Annotated in this window: 15 protein-coding genes; 2 read left to right on the top strand and 13 right to left on the bottom strand. The window is 38.7% G+C overall.

Features of this window, described 5'->3' with window-relative positions; translation table 11 throughout:
* Positions 1 to 342 precede the first annotated feature (342 nt).
* On the top strand, positions 343 to 1,734 hold the full coding sequence (fumC, locus tag CBM15_RS08425) for a class II fumarate hydratase (RefSeq protein ID WP_008406176.1): 1,392 nt from the start codon (positions 343 to 345) through the stop codon (positions 1,732 to 1,734).
* Positions 1,735 to 1,820: 86 nt separating this feature from the next.
* The gene (locus CBM15_RS08420; protein WP_087617110.1) at positions 1,821 to 2,045 is read left to right on the top strand and encodes a hypothetical protein; all 225 of its coding nucleotides are present in this window, start codon (positions 1,821 to 1,823) and stop codon (positions 2,043 to 2,045) included.
* A gap of 53 nt (positions 2,046 to 2,098) precedes the next feature.
* Here the strand turns inward: CBM15_RS08420 and CBM15_RS08415 are convergent, their stop codons facing one another.
* From CBM15_RS08415 to CBM15_RS08355, 13 genes are all read right to left on the bottom strand, one after another.
* Positions 2,099 to 2,851, bottom strand: a complete 753-nt coding sequence (locus CBM15_RS08415; RefSeq protein ID WP_087617109.1) for a prepilin peptidase — start codon at positions 2,849 to 2,851, stop codon at positions 2,099 to 2,101.
* 243 nt (positions 2,852 to 3,094) lie between these two features.
* On the bottom strand, positions 3,095 to 3,802 hold the full coding sequence (locus CBM15_RS08410) for a potassium transporter (protein WP_087617108.1): 708 nt from the start codon (positions 3,800 to 3,802) through the stop codon (positions 3,095 to 3,097).
* On the bottom strand, positions 3,802 to 4,392 hold the full coding sequence (locus CBM15_RS08405; RefSeq protein ID WP_087617107.1) for a PilN domain-containing protein: 591 nt from the start codon (positions 4,390 to 4,392) through the stop codon (positions 3,802 to 3,804). Before CBM15_RS08405 ends, CBM15_RS08410 begins: the two co-directional genes overlap by 1 nt.
* Positions 4,389 to 5,366, bottom strand: coding sequence for a type IV pilus biogenesis protein PilM (gene pilM, locus CBM15_RS08400; protein ID WP_087617106.1), 978 nt, complete (start codon positions 5,364 to 5,366; stop codon positions 4,389 to 4,391). The genes CBM15_RS08405 and pilM overlap by 4 nt, the downstream gene beginning before the upstream one ends.
* 133 nt (positions 5,367 to 5,499) lie before the next feature.
* Entirely contained in the window at positions 5,500 to 5,958 is a 459-nt protein-coding gene (locus CBM15_RS08395; RefSeq protein WP_087617105.1) for a prepilin-type N-terminal cleavage/methylation domain-containing protein, read from the bottom strand.
* Positions 5,959 to 6,048: 90 nt separating this feature from the next.
* Positions 6,049 to 7,257 carry a type II secretion system F family protein gene (locus CBM15_RS08390; RefSeq protein WP_158100197.1) on the bottom strand — a complete coding sequence of 403 codons (1,209 nt, stop codon included), beginning with the start codon at positions 7,255 to 7,257 and terminating at the stop codon, positions 6,049 to 6,051.
* Positions 7,254 to 8,297 carry a type IV pilus twitching motility protein PilT gene (locus CBM15_RS08385; RefSeq protein ID WP_087617104.1) on the bottom strand — a complete coding sequence of 348 codons (1,044 nt, stop codon included), beginning with the start codon at positions 8,295 to 8,297 and terminating at the stop codon, positions 7,254 to 7,256. The genes CBM15_RS08390 and CBM15_RS08385 overlap by 4 nt, the downstream gene beginning before the upstream one ends.
* Positions 8,298 to 8,309: 12 nt before the next feature.
* A complete protein-coding gene (locus CBM15_RS08380; RefSeq protein WP_087617103.1) occupies positions 8,310 to 9,974 on the bottom strand; it encodes a GspE/PulE family protein in 1,665 nt (554 codons plus the stop codon).
* Between the two features lie 14 nt (positions 9,975 to 9,988).
* Positions 9,989 to 11,380, bottom strand: coding sequence for a VanW family protein (locus tag CBM15_RS08375; protein WP_087617102.1), 1,392 nt, complete (start codon positions 11,378 to 11,380; stop codon positions 9,989 to 9,991).
* Between the two features lie 411 nt (positions 11,381 to 11,791).
* Entirely contained in the window at positions 11,792 to 13,729 is a 1,938-nt protein-coding gene (locus CBM15_RS08370; RefSeq protein ID WP_087617101.1) for a hypothetical protein, read from the bottom strand.
* Between the two features lie 22 nt (positions 13,730 to 13,751).
* Positions 13,752 to 14,177: a PulJ/GspJ family protein gene (locus CBM15_RS08365; RefSeq protein ID WP_087617100.1), complete on the bottom strand. Its 426-nt coding sequence runs from the start codon at positions 14,175 to 14,177 to the stop codon at positions 13,752 to 13,754.
* A gap of 17 nt (positions 14,178 to 14,194) precedes the next feature.
* Positions 14,195 to 14,638, bottom strand: coding sequence for a type IV pilus modification PilV family protein (locus CBM15_RS08360; protein WP_158100196.1), 444 nt, complete (start codon positions 14,636 to 14,638; stop codon positions 14,195 to 14,197).
* 482 nt (positions 14,639 to 15,120) lie between these two features.
* The gene (locus tag CBM15_RS08355) at positions 15,121 to 16,416 is read right to left on the bottom strand and encodes a nucleobase:cation symporter-2 family protein (RefSeq protein ID WP_087617098.1); all 1,296 of its coding nucleotides are present in this window, start codon (positions 16,414 to 16,416) and stop codon (positions 15,121 to 15,123) included.
* Positions 16,417 to 16,431 lie beyond the last annotated feature (15 nt).

Here is a 16,431-nt window from a genome sequence, read left to right as displayed (position 1 = left end):
ATACCGAAAATAACAACGTCTAAAGTATCCTATCGGTTCGGTGCTTTCGGCGTTGTTTTACATATTGGGAGATTCAGCAAATTGAATTTTCTAAAAATTTATTTAATAAAACTATTGACTTCCTAATTGATAAAGATTATCATTATCATTGTAAGGTTAGTAAAAACCTTTTCGATACTGTTCCCCCCAGTTCAGATTCGAAACTCATTAATTACTTTTCTCATATTTTGAAAAGATTAAAAGGATTGATCTTTTCTCCTGGAAGAATGGCAAATCCCCTCACACGATTTGCCATTTTTTCATGGAAAATTGGGTATACATATATTAAAGGAGATGATTTAGTTGGAATTCCGTATTGAAAAAGACACTTTAGGTGAAATTCGTGTACCAGCAGACAAAATTTGGGGTGCACAAACACAGCGAAGCAAGGAAAACTTCCAAATTGGGACAGAAAGAATGCCGATTGAAATTATTCGTGCCATGACCATTTTGAAAAAAGCAGCGGCCATCGCCAATAATAAGTTAGGCAAACTGTCCGATACGAAAAAAAATGTGATTGTGGAAGCAGCAGATGAAATTCTTGCAGGTAAATGGGATGAGCACTTCCCTCTTGTCGTCTGGCAAACAGGCAGCGGTACACAAACAAATATGAATGTGAACGAAACAATTGCCCACTTAGCCAATGAAAAACTGGCGGCGGCCGGATCGGATGAAAAAGTACATCCGAATGATGATGTCAACAAGTCACAAAGCTCGAATGATACATTCCCTACTGCGCTACATATTGCTGCAGTCGAAATCGTAGAAAACTATTTAATGCCGCGCTTAAAGCTGTTACAGGCGACATTAAAAGAAAAAGCGCTGGCATTCAACGATATTATTAAAATTGGCCGTACGCATTTACAAGATGCAACACCGCTTACACTTGGACAGGAAATTGGCGGCTGGCATCATATGCTGTTAAAATGCGAAAAAATGATTATGGTGAACACACAGTTCATGAAGGAGCTTGCAATTGGCGGTACTGCTGTTGGTACAGGCATTAATGCCCATCCGGAATTCGGTGCCCGCACAGCTGCAGAAATCAGTAAACTAACAGGCATTGAATTTACATCTGCGGAAAATAAATTCCATGCACTGACAAGTCATGATGAAGTTGTGACAGCACACGGTGCATTAAAGGCATTGGCGGCAGATTTAATGAAAATCGCCAATGATGTACGCTGGCTGGCAAGTGGTCCGCGCTCCGGTATCGGTGAGATTACGATTCCTGAAAACGAACCAGGTTCATCCATTATGCCAGGGAAAGTCAACCCGACACAAAGTGAAGCGATGACAATGGTCGTAACTCAGGTTGTCGGCAATGACGCAACAATTGCCTTCGCAGCATCACAGGGGAATTTCGAATTGAACGTATTTAAACCGGTAATCATCTACAACTTCCTGCAATCAGCACGCCTCTTGGCCGATTCGATGAAATCATTCAACGACAATTGCGCAGTCGGTATCGAGCCGAATATGGAAGTATTGGACGCTAACCTGAAAAATTCGTTAATGCTTGTTACTGCATTAAACCCGTATATCGGTTATGAAAATGCGGCGAAAATCGCGAAAACAGCACATAAAGAAGGCACAACATTAAAAGAAGCTGCTATTGCGTCTGGTCTTTTAACAGAAGATGAATTTGACCGTTATGTTGATCCAAAAACGATGATCTATCCAAATGCTGAATAATTTTTAACGATTCTACGCAACCTTCCAACAAGTTTAGTCAATTACTTTTATCAGTAATAAACTAATGTTGAGGAGGTTGTTTTTTATTGAAAAAAATTCAATTTGTAAAGGATGGTTATGAAATCGTCGTAAATATTCGCAGAAATATACAGAGCGAAACGACTAAATATGTTGAAGCAGATGCCTATTATAATGATTTTGGCAACTACCGGATATTAGTTTTAGCAGATACCGTGGAAAAAGCAGTGGAACTGGCAACACATGAACTATTGACCAATCATCCATTTGAGAAAATCATATTAGATTATTAAGTCATATTAAAAGGGATGCCTTGAAAATGAATTCAGGACACCCCTTTTTATCGTTATAGTAAATTTAAATACATATCAATAAGCTGGTCACCGAAAAAGTAGACAATGATCGCTGCAATAGCAATCGACGGTCCGAATGGTACAGGTGTTTTGCGCCCTTTTCCACGGACCTTCAATATGATGATGCCGACAATCATCCCGATTACTGAAGCTAAAAATAATGTTAATAACGTATTGAATGTTCCTAACACAAGACCGATCAGTAAAAACAGCTTAATGTCCCCGCCGCCCATTCCACCTTTAGAAATGATGGCGATTAACAGTAAAATTGAGAATCCGATTGCAGCACCGATTATACTATCCCACCACGGATCAAGCGGCGTAAGGATTCTTCCGACGATTAATAGCGGCAGGAAAAACAATAAGATTTTGTCCGGAATAAGCATGTACGCAATATCCGAAACATTAATAATGACCAATAGTGAAATAAACAGTAAGGCTACTGCCAATTCCCATGTGATGCCAAGCTGCCATGTAGCAAACGCAAATAAGAGTCCTGTAACCAGCTCCGTAAATGCGTAAATCGGCGACACTTTCACACCGCAAGTCCGGCATTTCCCTCGTAAGAATATGTACGAAAAAACAGGTACGAGTTCAATAGCGCTTAAACGTCGATTGCAATGGACACAGTGAGATGGCGGTGTCACAATCGACTCTTTTTTCGGCACCCGTAACCCGACTACATTGTAGAACGAACCGAAAACCAATCCGAAAATCCCCGCAAATATTGTATACATAATCTCCATTTTAGATGCTCCTTACTTGTACCTGCTATAAATCAAGTGTGTTGATTTCTATTCCGGGTCGGACGCTTTCCAGGGGCACGAGGCTAACACGAAGTTGGTCACAAAAGCGTTGCCACAGGACGTGGCGTTCTTAGCTTTTGTTCCTTTTGCTCAGGCTTCGTGCTGTTCCCCTAGGAGTCGCCTCCCCTCCATTCCAATCAACGGTCTTCTGTAAATATTTTGTCGTTCTGACTACTAAATCCCTTATTCGTAGTAGAAAGTTGTGACTTGGATATCAGCTGTTACGATTTCTGATGCTTCTTCGGTAAATTTATCTTCTTCACCCGGAAGCGCAAAATCAATAATATCGATTCGCATCACGCGTTCTTTCTTTTCAATTTCTTCAATAAACTGCAGCAAGTTTACGTCATTTGGTGCAGCAACATTGATGTTAAATGTAACTAACTTTAGTGAAGGTGGTAGTGTTTCCACAGCGATTGTGGAAACAGGCAATTGTTCTGAAGCCTCCGTATCCTCCGTTTGATCAGTACTCTCTGTTGATTCAGTTACTACCCCTTCTTCTGACTCCGGTGTAGAAAGCGGGTCTTGAAGCCCGGAACTAGATACGAGGGCATCATAGTTGTTGAAATCAATACTTTGAATACGTGAATCTGTTACATACTGCATTTCCTCTATCGATAAAATCAGCTCATCAATTTCCCGGTTATCCGACACTTTTTTGCGTAATGCAAATTCATTTACATTCGTTTGAGATTGCTCTGACTGATTTGTTGCAATTGTTTCCTCAATTGCAGCGATTTCTGTATGAAGACTGTTAATTTCAGAACGAATCATCTGTTCCTCATCCTGTTTCGGTTTGACGACATAGTAATACATTGCAAAGAGCAAAGCCATTGCCAATGCAATAACAATGAGGAGTGTACCGTTTTTACTACTTGAGATAGAATTCATTACTCTTCACCTCCAGCAGCTACATGCAATTGGTCGATTACGAGGAAAATCTCCACGCTATATCGAGGTACTTCCGTAAATTGTTGTGTATCATTGACCTCTTCACCAGTAGGGTTGAGTTCAAAGTTTTGGATTGTCCCTACTTGTACATCATCAAAGTACGGACTTTTTTCCAGCTGACTTACATATACTGAAATAGCATTTAATGTTTCGAAATCCACTGCTACTTGTACGCCTGTCTCAGAAAAGGCATAAGAACGCAAATATGTATCTGTCGGCAATAAATTTCTCGTCTCGATGATAATCGGCGAGACGGGATATGAAACACGTTCAACAAATGCAACCGATTCTTCCAATGAACCTTGACTCCCTGTTTGTGCTGAAGCTAATTCCGCATTTAATGCGTCTCTTGTCAGTACTAAGGAATCACGTTCAGGAATGGTACTTGCAATTTCGCTTCTCGCACTGAAATAAGTGATAGCCAATAAGCCTATAGTCAATACCGATAAAATCCCAACTAATATAAAGGCGAGCTTTAAACTCGTTGCACCCTTTTCAATTTTGGGCAGAAGGTTAATATCCGGAATCATTCGTTAACCTCCTTTAAAGCAAGTCCCAGCAAAGTTGCATGCTTTGCTTTGCAGTTTGGAAAATGCTCGTTGATTACTTTATCATCGACAATACTTACGGGTGTCGGAAGATTTTCATTCAGCAGTGCTTCAATTGACTGTAGTAACGGGTGATCCCCCATAACGACGATTTCATCAACTTCTCTTTCTCCTTTATGTAGCGAGAATTTAAAGAAGTTCATCATACGGTCGATTTCCAGCACCTGATCAGTCGTTGCTGCACGGAAATCATCCAAATCAGCTGTATAGTTAAATTCGACTTCGTCATTTTCAACAACAGTTTGCTGCCAGTTAGCCGGATCTGTATCGATCGTCTGGAATCTCAGAAACTCGACTTCCCCGTTTGAATAAATGCAGATAGATAATTCATTGATCGACCAGTCTGTCACTAAATATGTACGGTTCGTATCGATAAACTCGATATGCTCAAGCAATCGTAAATTACATAAAGCCCGAATATCGGCCACTTGCGGATTCATATGGTTGTCCAACAGCAGACCGATCATCTTCCCAACTTCATCAGGCGGTGCGGCAAATAGGACAGCCTTCCCGTCCCCTTCAATAGCGTCATGGACATCAATTAGCGGATCCTGAAACGGCAGATGAATCGACTGACCAATCTCCATTTGCACAAATTCTTTCAGGTTTTTACCGCTAATATCAGCAGGATGTTCGAATGTTTTTAATAAAATTGATGTATCCGGTACAAGGAAGCGCACATTTTGCTTTCTTCCGCCCCAGTTTTGGATATTTACTTTAAATAATTCATACATCGCCATCTCATCAAGAATAACCCCTTCCTGAACCGCAGTTTTCGGTAAGGGCGTTTCGTATATAACGGGCTGATCCACTGTTGCGCCTTTTAGTACGAGTGCACGCATTACATAGTCACTGATGACAATGGACACATGCGATTTTCTTTTCATATTGAACATAGAGGGACCCTCCCCTTTAGCCTTTAATGTAATGCCTTTTTTGAGAAGCACATCTCTATAAGCGCGCTATCATCACTCAATGGAACACCCAAACGCTGTTGGGTTGGATGTTCTTTGATGGATGATGAATTATCTATTTCCCGTCGCCACCGCCACCGCCGGCAGCAGGTGCTTCTCCATCTAATTTTGTTTTAATTTCTTCTTCCGATTTATCAGTTAATTTGTATTTATCTCCTTTTATATCATCAAATTTATTAAAATCAACAGTCCATTCTCCATCAGCAAAAGTTGCTGAGTATGTTGCTGCTGTACCATCAGCAGTTTTAGTAACTCCATCAACATACGATTCTAAAACGGATTGTTCACATAATCCAGCAGCAGTACATTCACCTTCCATATATGCAATTTTTGCACCTGCTAAAATGTTTAATGACTCTGTTAAAATCGCCTTATCACGGGAATTATTAACAATATTCCCTATTGCCGGTATAGCTATCGCAGCAATGATTGCCATAATTACAATAACCGCTAAAAGCTCAACTAAAGATAAACCTTTCTCATTTTTAAGATGTCTCTTCAAAAATTCTAACATATTATTTCCTCCTCTAATTTTATATATATTTGTTTTTGCACTGACGCTTTGTACGCTTCGATGCCTCCTTGCAAAACGTCTTTTTCCTTTTTACATATTTTCGTACAGACTGAACATCGGCAAAAAAATTGCCGCTACGATAAGACCAACAGCACCTGCCAAAATTACGATCATCAATGGCTCAATCAGCGATTTCAATGTATCAACTGTCCTTTCAACTTCTTCTTCATAAAAATCTGCAATCTTTTCAAGCATATAATCAAGCGAACCTGTCGACTCGCCAATTCTTGTCATACTCGTTACCATCGGTGGGAAAATCCAGCTTTTTTCTAGCGGCTCTGTCAATGAGCTACCTCTTTCTAAACTCGAACGTGCATCCAGCACTACTTTTCCTACAACCGGGTTTCCGGAAACTTTTTGTGAAATCGTTAATGCCTGTAATATGGGTACTGCACTGCTGAATAAAGATGAAAGATTACGCGTTAACCTCGCAATAGCTGATTTCTGTAAAAGCGGACCAAATATTGGCATCTTCAGCATCAAATAATGGACAGTGTAGTGAAATTGTTCATTATTCCTATAAAGATATTGAAATACTACAACACCAATAGCCAGGGCTCCGATTGGGAACCACCAGTATTGTCTCAGCCAATCTCCTAATGCTACTGTCCAAACCGTTAAAGTCGGGAGTTCGGCATCCATCGATTCAAATGACTCAACAAATGTGGGGACAATAAAGATAAGCATGAAAAACACGACAACTAGAATCATTACTAAAAGCATTGCAGGGTAAGTCAGCGTAGACTGTACCTTTTTGATTAAACGGAAGGACTTTTCGTACGAATTCGCCAAACGTTCCAGTGTATCGTCGATATTACCTGTTGCCTCACCCGAACGCATCATATTTACGAACAGTTCGGGAAACGCTTTGGGATGTTTCCTGACTGCATCCGAAAAAGGAATACCTGAACGAATATCTTCTTCTACCGCTTCAAGTGCTTTTTTCAGTGGCTTACTTGTCGCTTGCTTTGCTAAAATATCCGTCGCTTCTACGAGTGAAACACCGGCCCGAATCAATGTCGCGAACTGACGGCAGTAAATAACAAAATCTTGTGTTTTTACTTTTTTACTGCCAAGGCTGACCTCCATATGCAATAAACTTTTCGATTCTTCGATTTCTCGAGGATTGATGCCCTTTTCGCGAAGCTTTGAAATGGCGGCTGCTTTATTCGCTGCATCAATCGTCCCTTTTTGCGTTGCCCCCATCTTTGTTCGGCCTACATATTTAAATACGGTCAAATATACTCACCCGCATTCAAATAAGGTCGCACTTCCTCCAATGAAACTTTTCCGGAAGAAACAAGCGCTTGTATGGATGTCTCTAATGTATGCATCCCTAACGCCCGGTTTGTCTGCATAACACTTGGAATTTGATGTATTTTTTCATTTCGGATCAAATTTGTTACAGCGGGAACGCTTACTAAAACTTCAGTCGCGGCAATCCGGCTGGCTTTGTCTTTTCGAATGAATAATCGCTGTGAAATAATTCCCTGCAATACATTCGCTAATTGAATCCGGATTTGCCCTTGCTGATGCGGTGGGAATACATCGATAATCCGGTCAATTGTTGTCGGTGCACTTGACGTATGCAGTGTACCGAATACTAAGTGCCCAGTTTCCGCAGCCGTAATCGCTGTAGAAATTGTCTCTAAATCTCGCATTTCCCCGACTAGAATAATATCCGGATCTTGACGGAGCGATGCACGTAAACCATTTGCAAATGAACCGGTATCCACTCCGATTTCACGCTGATTTACTACCGATTTCTTATGTGAATGTAAATATTCAATCGGGTCTTCCAGCGTAATAATATGCTTTGATTTTGTTTCATTAATATAGTCAATCATTGCCGCGAGTGTTGTTGACTTCCCTGACCCAGTTGGACCAGTTACTAAAATGAGCCCTTGAGGTTTTTCAGCTAAATCGTACAGCACTTTCGGCATATTCAATGATTCAATTGTCGGGATTTCACTCGAAATAAGACGAGCAGCAATTGCTCCGACATTTCGTTGATGATATGCATTTACACGAAAACGGCAAAAGTCTTTCAATGAATAGTTGAAATCGGTTTCGCCCTTTTCTTCAAACTCGGCTGCTTTGTATGCCGGTAAAATATCTTTTACCATTTGCTCAATCATTTTGGCTGTAACGATTACATCGCCATATTGCTTCAACTGACCATTTACTCGGTAAACAGGAGGGATGCCGGTAGTAACATGCAAATCAGATGCATTTTCGTCATACGCATGCTGCAGTAAATCTTGTATGTTCAATGTCATGTCCATTCCTCCCTAGTCAATCGTCGCCACACGCAGCACTTCTTCTGTCGTCGTGACACCAGCCAGCACTTTCAGTAAACCGTCCTGCAGTAATGTGTTATGTCCGGCGTTTTGCATATAATCGCCAATTTCATAGCCGCTTGCCCCGTTTAAAATCAAATCCTTCAATCCACGGTCAACAGGCAACAGCTCATGAATAGCAAGTCGCCCACGGTAGCCTGTGTTTCCACATGCTGCACAGCCGCGACCTTTTCGAATCTTATTAACATCTAATCCGTTATTCGCAAAAATTTGTTTTTCCCTGATCGTAGGCTCTATCTCCATCGTGCAGTCCCGACAAATTTGACGTACAAGACGCTGTGCCATAATACCGACAAGCGAAGTAGAAATGAGAAACGGTTCAATTCCCATATCCTGCAGCCTTGAAATCGATTCAATCGCACTGTTTGTATGTAATGTACTTAATACAAGATGCCCTGTTAATGAAGCACGAATTGAAATTTGCGCTGTTTCCAGATCGCGGATTTCCCCGATCATAATAATGTCAGGATCCTGACGTAAAATTGAACGTAACCCCGCTGCGAATGTTAATCCCACTTCTTCTTTTACTTGAATCTGGTTTACACCATTTAATTGATATTCGACTGGATCTTCAACTGTAATAATGTTGACACCCTCATTATTTAAATTGGAAAGTGCTGCATATAGCGTGGAAGATTTCCCTGAACCTGTCGGACCTGTAATTAGCACAATGCCATTCGGTTTCTCGATCATCTTCCTGAAAATTGCTTCGTTATTTTCTGTAAATCCTAGATGCGATATGTCTGTTGCAGCATTGCTTATATCCAATATACGCATAACAATTTTCTCGCCGTAGACAGTCGGTAATGTAGAAAGACGAATGTCGACACTTTTGAATTCGATATTAACTTTAAACCGGCCATCCTGCGGAATACGATTTTCTGTAATATTCAGTCCGCCCATAATTTTTACACGGGCTGTCATCATATTTTGCATATGCTTTGGCAGAGAACGTTCTGTACGAAGCACCCCGTCGACACGATATCGAATTCTGTATTCAGTTTCATGCGGATCAAAGTGAATATCGGATGCACGCTGGGCGACCCCATTGTTGATGATCTGGTTTACGAGCCGGACAATAGCCGAATCTTCATCGGTAATTTCCTGCTGCACTTCCGGTGTATTCACTTCTATTTCAGTTAAAGCTGCATCCATCGAAGCCTGCAGGTCATAGTATTTCGTAATTGTCCGGTACAGGTCGTCCTTCGTCGCAATACTCGTTTCGATTTGACAGCCTGTCGCCATGCGGACTTCTTCGATCGCAAAATAATCCATCGGGTCTGCCATCGCAATAAGCAGCTTATTTTTATCCCGACGCACCGGCATAATATTCGTACGCTTCGCCAGTTCTCTCGGTACAAGCTGCAACAGCTCCGGCGCAATGACATGTTTACTTAATGTAATATGCGGAATACCCAACTGAAACTCCAGCACTTCAATTAGCTGCTGTTCCGTCAGTATGTTTTCTTTAATGAAAAAATCCCCGAGTTTTTCGTCGCGGCTTTTATTTGCCAGTGCGTAAGTAAGCTGTGCTTCGGTAATAACGCCCGACTCTAAAAGCAAGTCTCCTAAGCGTTTTCTCGATTTCGCCTTCATATCTACGTCCTCCTTTATTTTGGAGTAATTAAATTTCCACCTTTATCGTAATAGCTGCCAGGAGGGAGATTTTCCTCTTTAGTATCGCCGTTTGCAGAATTGTTCGATGCAGCCCCTTGATTATTGTTTGATGCATTCGAATTGTTATTTTGGGAACCACTAACTGGTGTAGTTGACCCATTTCCGTTCGTCGTATCATCATCCGGGAAACCATCGCCATCTAAATCAACTTGATCGTTAGGATCGTTGTTCAGATTTTCTGATGTTGTCTGCACTTCCGGCTGCTTGGAAGACTTCACAATAATCCGGTCAACAGGCGGGTAATAATCGCGGCTTACAAGCTTCTGCTCATCAAACGCTGTACGATATACCGAGACGCGTAAACCTTTTGCACCTTCCTGTACTTGTTCCGTCCGTCCAATTGCCAGGTCCGCGGAGTAACGTGTGATTGTACGGGGCTGGATTTCTTCATCCTGCGAAACTGTCACATCTACTTCCGTTTCCTTTGCCGGTGTATATACTTCGGTCTTCAAGTTCCCTTCTTCCATAATCAGCTTTAAAACGACTGTATTGGATGAAGTATTTGCAAATTTGAGATCCTCATTTGCCAGTGCATCCACTTTTGCTTCCAATCCAGGTTTTAAATAGGAAGGGATTTCATTTTGCGAATGACGTTCCAATATTTCTGCATTAATATTCAGTGCTGCATTATATAGATTTGATGCAACAAAATTAATGGCTTCACGGTTGGCCAAGTTCATCGTCTCGCCCAATTTTTGAATCATCGAGAAAGTAATCTGTGGTTCTATTACTGTGTCATGTAATGCAAGAACCAGTTCATTAATGCCCATTGCTCCTTCCGGCATTGGCTCGACCGACAACGAAATCCGATCTGTTTCCAGTACCGACACGTCTATGACAACCGCTTCAACAGGATCTGTTTTTAAATACGCGGCATTCAGTTCTACATTGTTATACGTCAAATCCGTATCCCATGACGAAACATTACTAATCTCGTTTTTCACAATCTCACTAGGAAAAACAATTAGTGGGAGATGTACTGTCGGCGTATCTTCCCAGAAGGCGAACCATGACTTATGTACCTGATTCTCATAGTTAGCCACTGTACTCTCAATATCAAACTGGAATGTGGATGAGCTCACTTCAACTGAAGTCCCCCCGCCCGTGACTGTAAGTTTTTGGGTATACCATTCGTTAACGGAATTAGACAGCAATGCTTTTAACTCCTCACCCTTCAAATCACCCGTCTCTACCCCACCGATTGTGGAATCGACTGCATTATTATCAGCGGATGCAACCGAATCTACTATAAAGTTAGGAATCCAGATTGATAAAAGCACTACCAGCAAAGTTATTGGGATTATTGACCTAAAGATAATTTTCATTAACTCACCCCGTCTAATCACTTTAATTCATCATGTATAATAAGGACTTTACGACTAAAAATTTATTCCCTAATATGATATATGGAGAAAAAAATAAACTTTACATTTATTTTATATATAAAGATCATGGAAAATATTATAATAAATTCAATATATTATCTCATAAACTTCATTTTATGTACTAATTTTTATCCCTTTTACCAAATGTCTACTTATGTTACTATTATAATACACGATAGATTACTTTATGACTATTTGTTTTTTATAAAAATATATTTTTTATTTTTAAATAATCTATTTTACCTATTTTAATTTTACAAGTTACTTGAATACTGACTTATTGAAAGGGAACTAACTAAAAACCGAACTACTCAATTCACTGAATAGTTCGATTTTATTACAACCCATATGTTAATAGTATTTAATAGCTTTTGTTATATTATCAGCAGATGGAAGATTTGTATTGATAATATAATTTTCGGTAGGAATAGAGGTAACACCACATAAACTACTAAATGCATCTATCCCTACTTCGCGAGTATGATTCCCCGTATCTAGAGATCCTAAGCCAATTTTTTCATTATAGTTTTTTGGTCGACTCGTATTTAAAAATATAATTTCACCTTGACCAGTAGCTTTAGATTTCTTATTCGCCAGCGCTGTGCTTGTATTATTGAAATCTCTTATACAAAGTTTTCCGTCACCACTCACCGAAATACTTTCTTTTTCCCCAACTGCGCTCCCAGCAAAATTAACTGAGTTTACTACAACAGTCCCTCCACTAATGACAGTCGGATTTTGACCATTCAGTGTCAATTGTCCTTCAATATTCATATACCCATCTTTCATAATAACTTTACCAACAGTAGCTTTTCCTCCTACATTAATCGTACTACCACCTTCAATTGATTCAATCCAAGTACCGAAATCCGCATCTCCATTTACAGTTATACTGCTTCCATTTTTCAAATTATTTATATAACCAACAGCCATAGCTCCCCCTACATGGATTTTGCTCTTTTCCATAGATTGTATATATTTCCCGAGATTAGCTGATCCTGCAATTAGTAATTCACTGTTATTATTTATACTTTGAAGATAACCAACTTCAACACTGCCAGCTACATGGATTTTACTATTACTCATCCCATCTATATATCTACCAAAATTAGCTGCTCCCATTACTTTTATCAAACTATTGTCATTTATATTTTGTACATATTCAGATGCTGTTAAATTTCCATTGATTAAGAACTCACTACCCTGCTCCATTTTACTAATATACTTGAAATTTGTATTACCTTTGATTTTAATACTACTTTTATTAGTAATAGTATTAAAATAGTCAAATATGGCAATTCCGTTTACTTGTATTTTACTATTATCAATAGAACCCATCGCACTAAAGGTAGCTGTATTTTCTATTTCTATTTTACTTTTATTTAAAGAATTTAAAGTAGATATGTTTAATTTATTTGCATAGATATTGAGATTTTGCGCATGGATAGGATTTTTAATTGTTACTTCGTCAAGAGCATAAATATCAAGGCTGCTCATATTATTTATACCATTAATAGAGACGGAGCCCTTTGATTGAATTTTTGTGTTGTTTGGATTTTCTAAATTGTTATTGAGAATAAAGTTATCACCTGAAAAGGCTGTATTAGGATTAACATTTTCAGCAAAATTCACTATATTTGTCCTTCGAGGTATTAAATCATCAAATGTAATTTTTGTAATTCCTATAGATGGAAATGAGGGATTTATAATTCCTTCACTTGTACCAAGTACGATTAGCTCAAAGTCATTGCCTTTATTATCTTTTAATTGAAATTCAACATCTATTACTTGATTATCTTCTTTAGATAATCCAGTAATTTCTATTTTCCAAGGCGCATTTGAACTCAATACTCTAGTAATTTTATATTGTGTACCTGGAATCATATAATTTATATTAGAACTCAACAAATTCCCAATATCTGCTTCTAAATACCCTAAAGCTTTGTTAATGTAGCTCTCGATCGTACGTTTATACATCTCTGTTCCCTTATCTTTAGTGGGTGTACTTTTTATATAATTATTTAAAAGGTTAAGTTCTTTTTCAACTTTTGTCCATTCTAGTGTACCTGGGGTTTGATATTCTTTAATTAGATTTAATACTCTAGCCTGATAATATTCCACCCCCATTTCTGCAACTGCTGTAGCTTCATAGGACATGTCTGTTTTTTCAACTAATCTATTATGATTGAGTGCGCGTAATGAAAATGACATTGTTAAAATTACAATCAGTATAATAGTTATAAAGGTAAGCAATAATGCATATCCTTTTTCATTTTGAATGATTTTCAAATTTTCTCGACCTCTCTATAATTTAATTAGGAGAAAGTTTAAAGAATGTCGTAGCCGTTTTATATTGAACTTTTTTATCTTTTTTAGAAATCAAAGTTAACTTTACGTTTACATTGGTATTATTAATACTTTTTTCAAGTTTATATTCTATGTTTGAGTTATCGAATCTCTTATTTATAGATGAACAATCAGCACCATTTGATATAATCTCAATATATGAACCATCGGAACCTAAATCATGAATAGTGCATTTTGTATGAACTGTATGCATTGTATTTAAAATAATATTCGCTTCTTGTTGGAGTTGATTTTGTGTAACTGCTTTTTCATTGAAAGTAGTGAATTGAAAAAAAAATCTCCAAGCAAGAATAGATATTATCCCGAATAATACAATGGCAGCAAGTAACTCCACTAATGTTATACCACTTTCATTTTTGAAAATTTTCATACAAACCACCTCTTTTTTCAGTTACTAATATAACCATGTGTTTTTGTGATTACTGTAGATTCTCTTTTAATATTAATCGTAAAAGGTCGGAGCTGTGAGTCATTATCTATATTCTTTACAATAATTTCTACAGGGAGAGATTTATATTCCCCTTTTAAAATCAGTGGATTTATTGAAGTACCGTCTCCGTTTACTTGGAGAATAGTTAAAGTACCGTCTTGAAGGGTTAAACTTGAGTTTGCTGTCATCGAATATAATTCGTTAAACTTTTTCTTTTTAACATTTACTAAAATATCCTTCGCCACATGAGTAGCATTAAGATTCTCTCCGGTCAAATTGTTAAACTTATTCATTTGAGGTAGACTTGTTAGAAAAAAAGATATGACAACAACTAACAAAACAAATGCTGCTAATATTTCAACTAGAGTAAAAGCTCTTTGATTTTTCAAAAATTTAAACACGTATAACGTCCTTCCAATAGAGGTAGTGTAATAATTTATGTTTAAAATAAGGGATTAGTTCTTAATACATTAATTTAGGTATATAATACCCTTTAAAAAAGCTATAATATTATCAATTAAGTTAAGTGTATAGGATTTTATAAACAATCGTCAATATTAATTATCTTATTTCCCGAATTCAAATAGTACCTTATGACTATATATAGATTTACGATTAAGTTAACCAATTACGAAAGAAACGGTACTGTTCCTCATAAGAAACTATTGTCGGTTTACGCACATTCAGTGCCTTTTTTCCATTCAAAAATACTCTATACGAATGGTCATACGTAAACTTAGATACTTCTGATTCCTCTTCAAAATCACGTTTTATAAACTTTTCTATGCAAAAAAATCACCCACCTCGACTAAATTAATAGTCAAAGTAGGTGATTACGTTCTAATTCTAACGAGAATGTGGGGTACTCATTAAAACCTTCTATTTAATTTGCTTCCCCGATATGCATCGGATCAACACGCTTCATCCCAACCATGTTAAACAACACATTCAAGAATATCGCCGTTAGCGACCCCGCTACAATCCCATTAGAAGTCAAAATCGACATCCATGACGGAAGGTTTTCGAAAATGCCTGGTACTGTGGCAACGCCGATTCCTAAACCAACGCCTAGTGCTGCTACCATTGCGTTTTCCATTGATTTTGCGATTTCCGGTGCTAGCATTCTAACACCTTGTGTAATTACCATACCGAACATTGCCAACATTGCTGCACCAAGTACTGGTGTTGGGATGATTGTTGTTAATGCTGCAAGTTTTGGCAGGAATCCAAGTGCTACTAGCATACCGCCTGTAATGAAGATGACTTTGCGGTCGCGTACGCCTGACATTTGGATCAGTCCTACGTTTTGCGAGAATGTTGTGTACGGGAAGGCGTTGAAAATACCACCGATAATCGATGCTAGTCCTTCTGCACGGTACCCTTTTGATAAATCTTTTGAAGTTAAATCTTTTTTTGTAATATCACTTAATGCATAGTACACACCTGTTGATTCAACCAGTGATACCATTGCAACCAACGTCATCGTTAAAATAGCGGAAGCATTGAATGTCGGTGTTGCTAAGTAGAATGGTTGCATAATGTGCAGCCAAGAAGCTTCGGCAACTGGCGTAAAATCAACCTTGCCCATGAAAATGCCGATTACTGTTCCTGACACCATACCTAGTAAAATAGCAATTGCACGAACGAAGCCAACTGTGAAGCGGTAAATTACTAAAATAATTAATAACGTAATAAACGCTAACGCCACATTTGAACCTGATGCAAAGTCTGCTGCCCCTTGTCCGCCAGCCATATTGTTAATGGCTACTGGAATTAAGCTGATTCCGATAATCGTTACGACCGAACCTGTTACAACTGGCGGGAAGAATTTAATTAATTTCCCGAAAAGACCACCGATTAATACGATGATAATACCCGATGCGATAATCGCGCCATATACATCACCTAAGCCGCCGCCAGAACCGATTGCGATAATCGGGCTTACCGCTGTAAATGTACAGCCTAATACAACCGGTAACCCAATGCCGATTACTTTACCCTTCCATACTTGGAATAGTGTTGCTACCCCACACATGAAAATATCGATTGCTACTAAATACGTCATTTGCGCTGAACTGAATCCTAATGCCCCACCGATAATTAACGGTACTAAAATGGCTCCTGCATACATTGCCAACAGATGCTGAATTCCAAGCATTGTTGCTTTCGTGTTATTCATAAAAAGTTTTCCTCC

The sequence above is a fragment of the Solibacillus kalamii genome (assembly GCF_002174535.1).
Classification (GTDB): domain Bacteria; phylum Bacillota; class Bacilli; order Bacillales_A; family Planococcaceae; genus Solibacillus; species Solibacillus silvestris.
The sequence above is the reverse complement of the archived record's forward strand: the minus strand, read 5'-3'. Positions and strand labels throughout refer to the sequence as shown.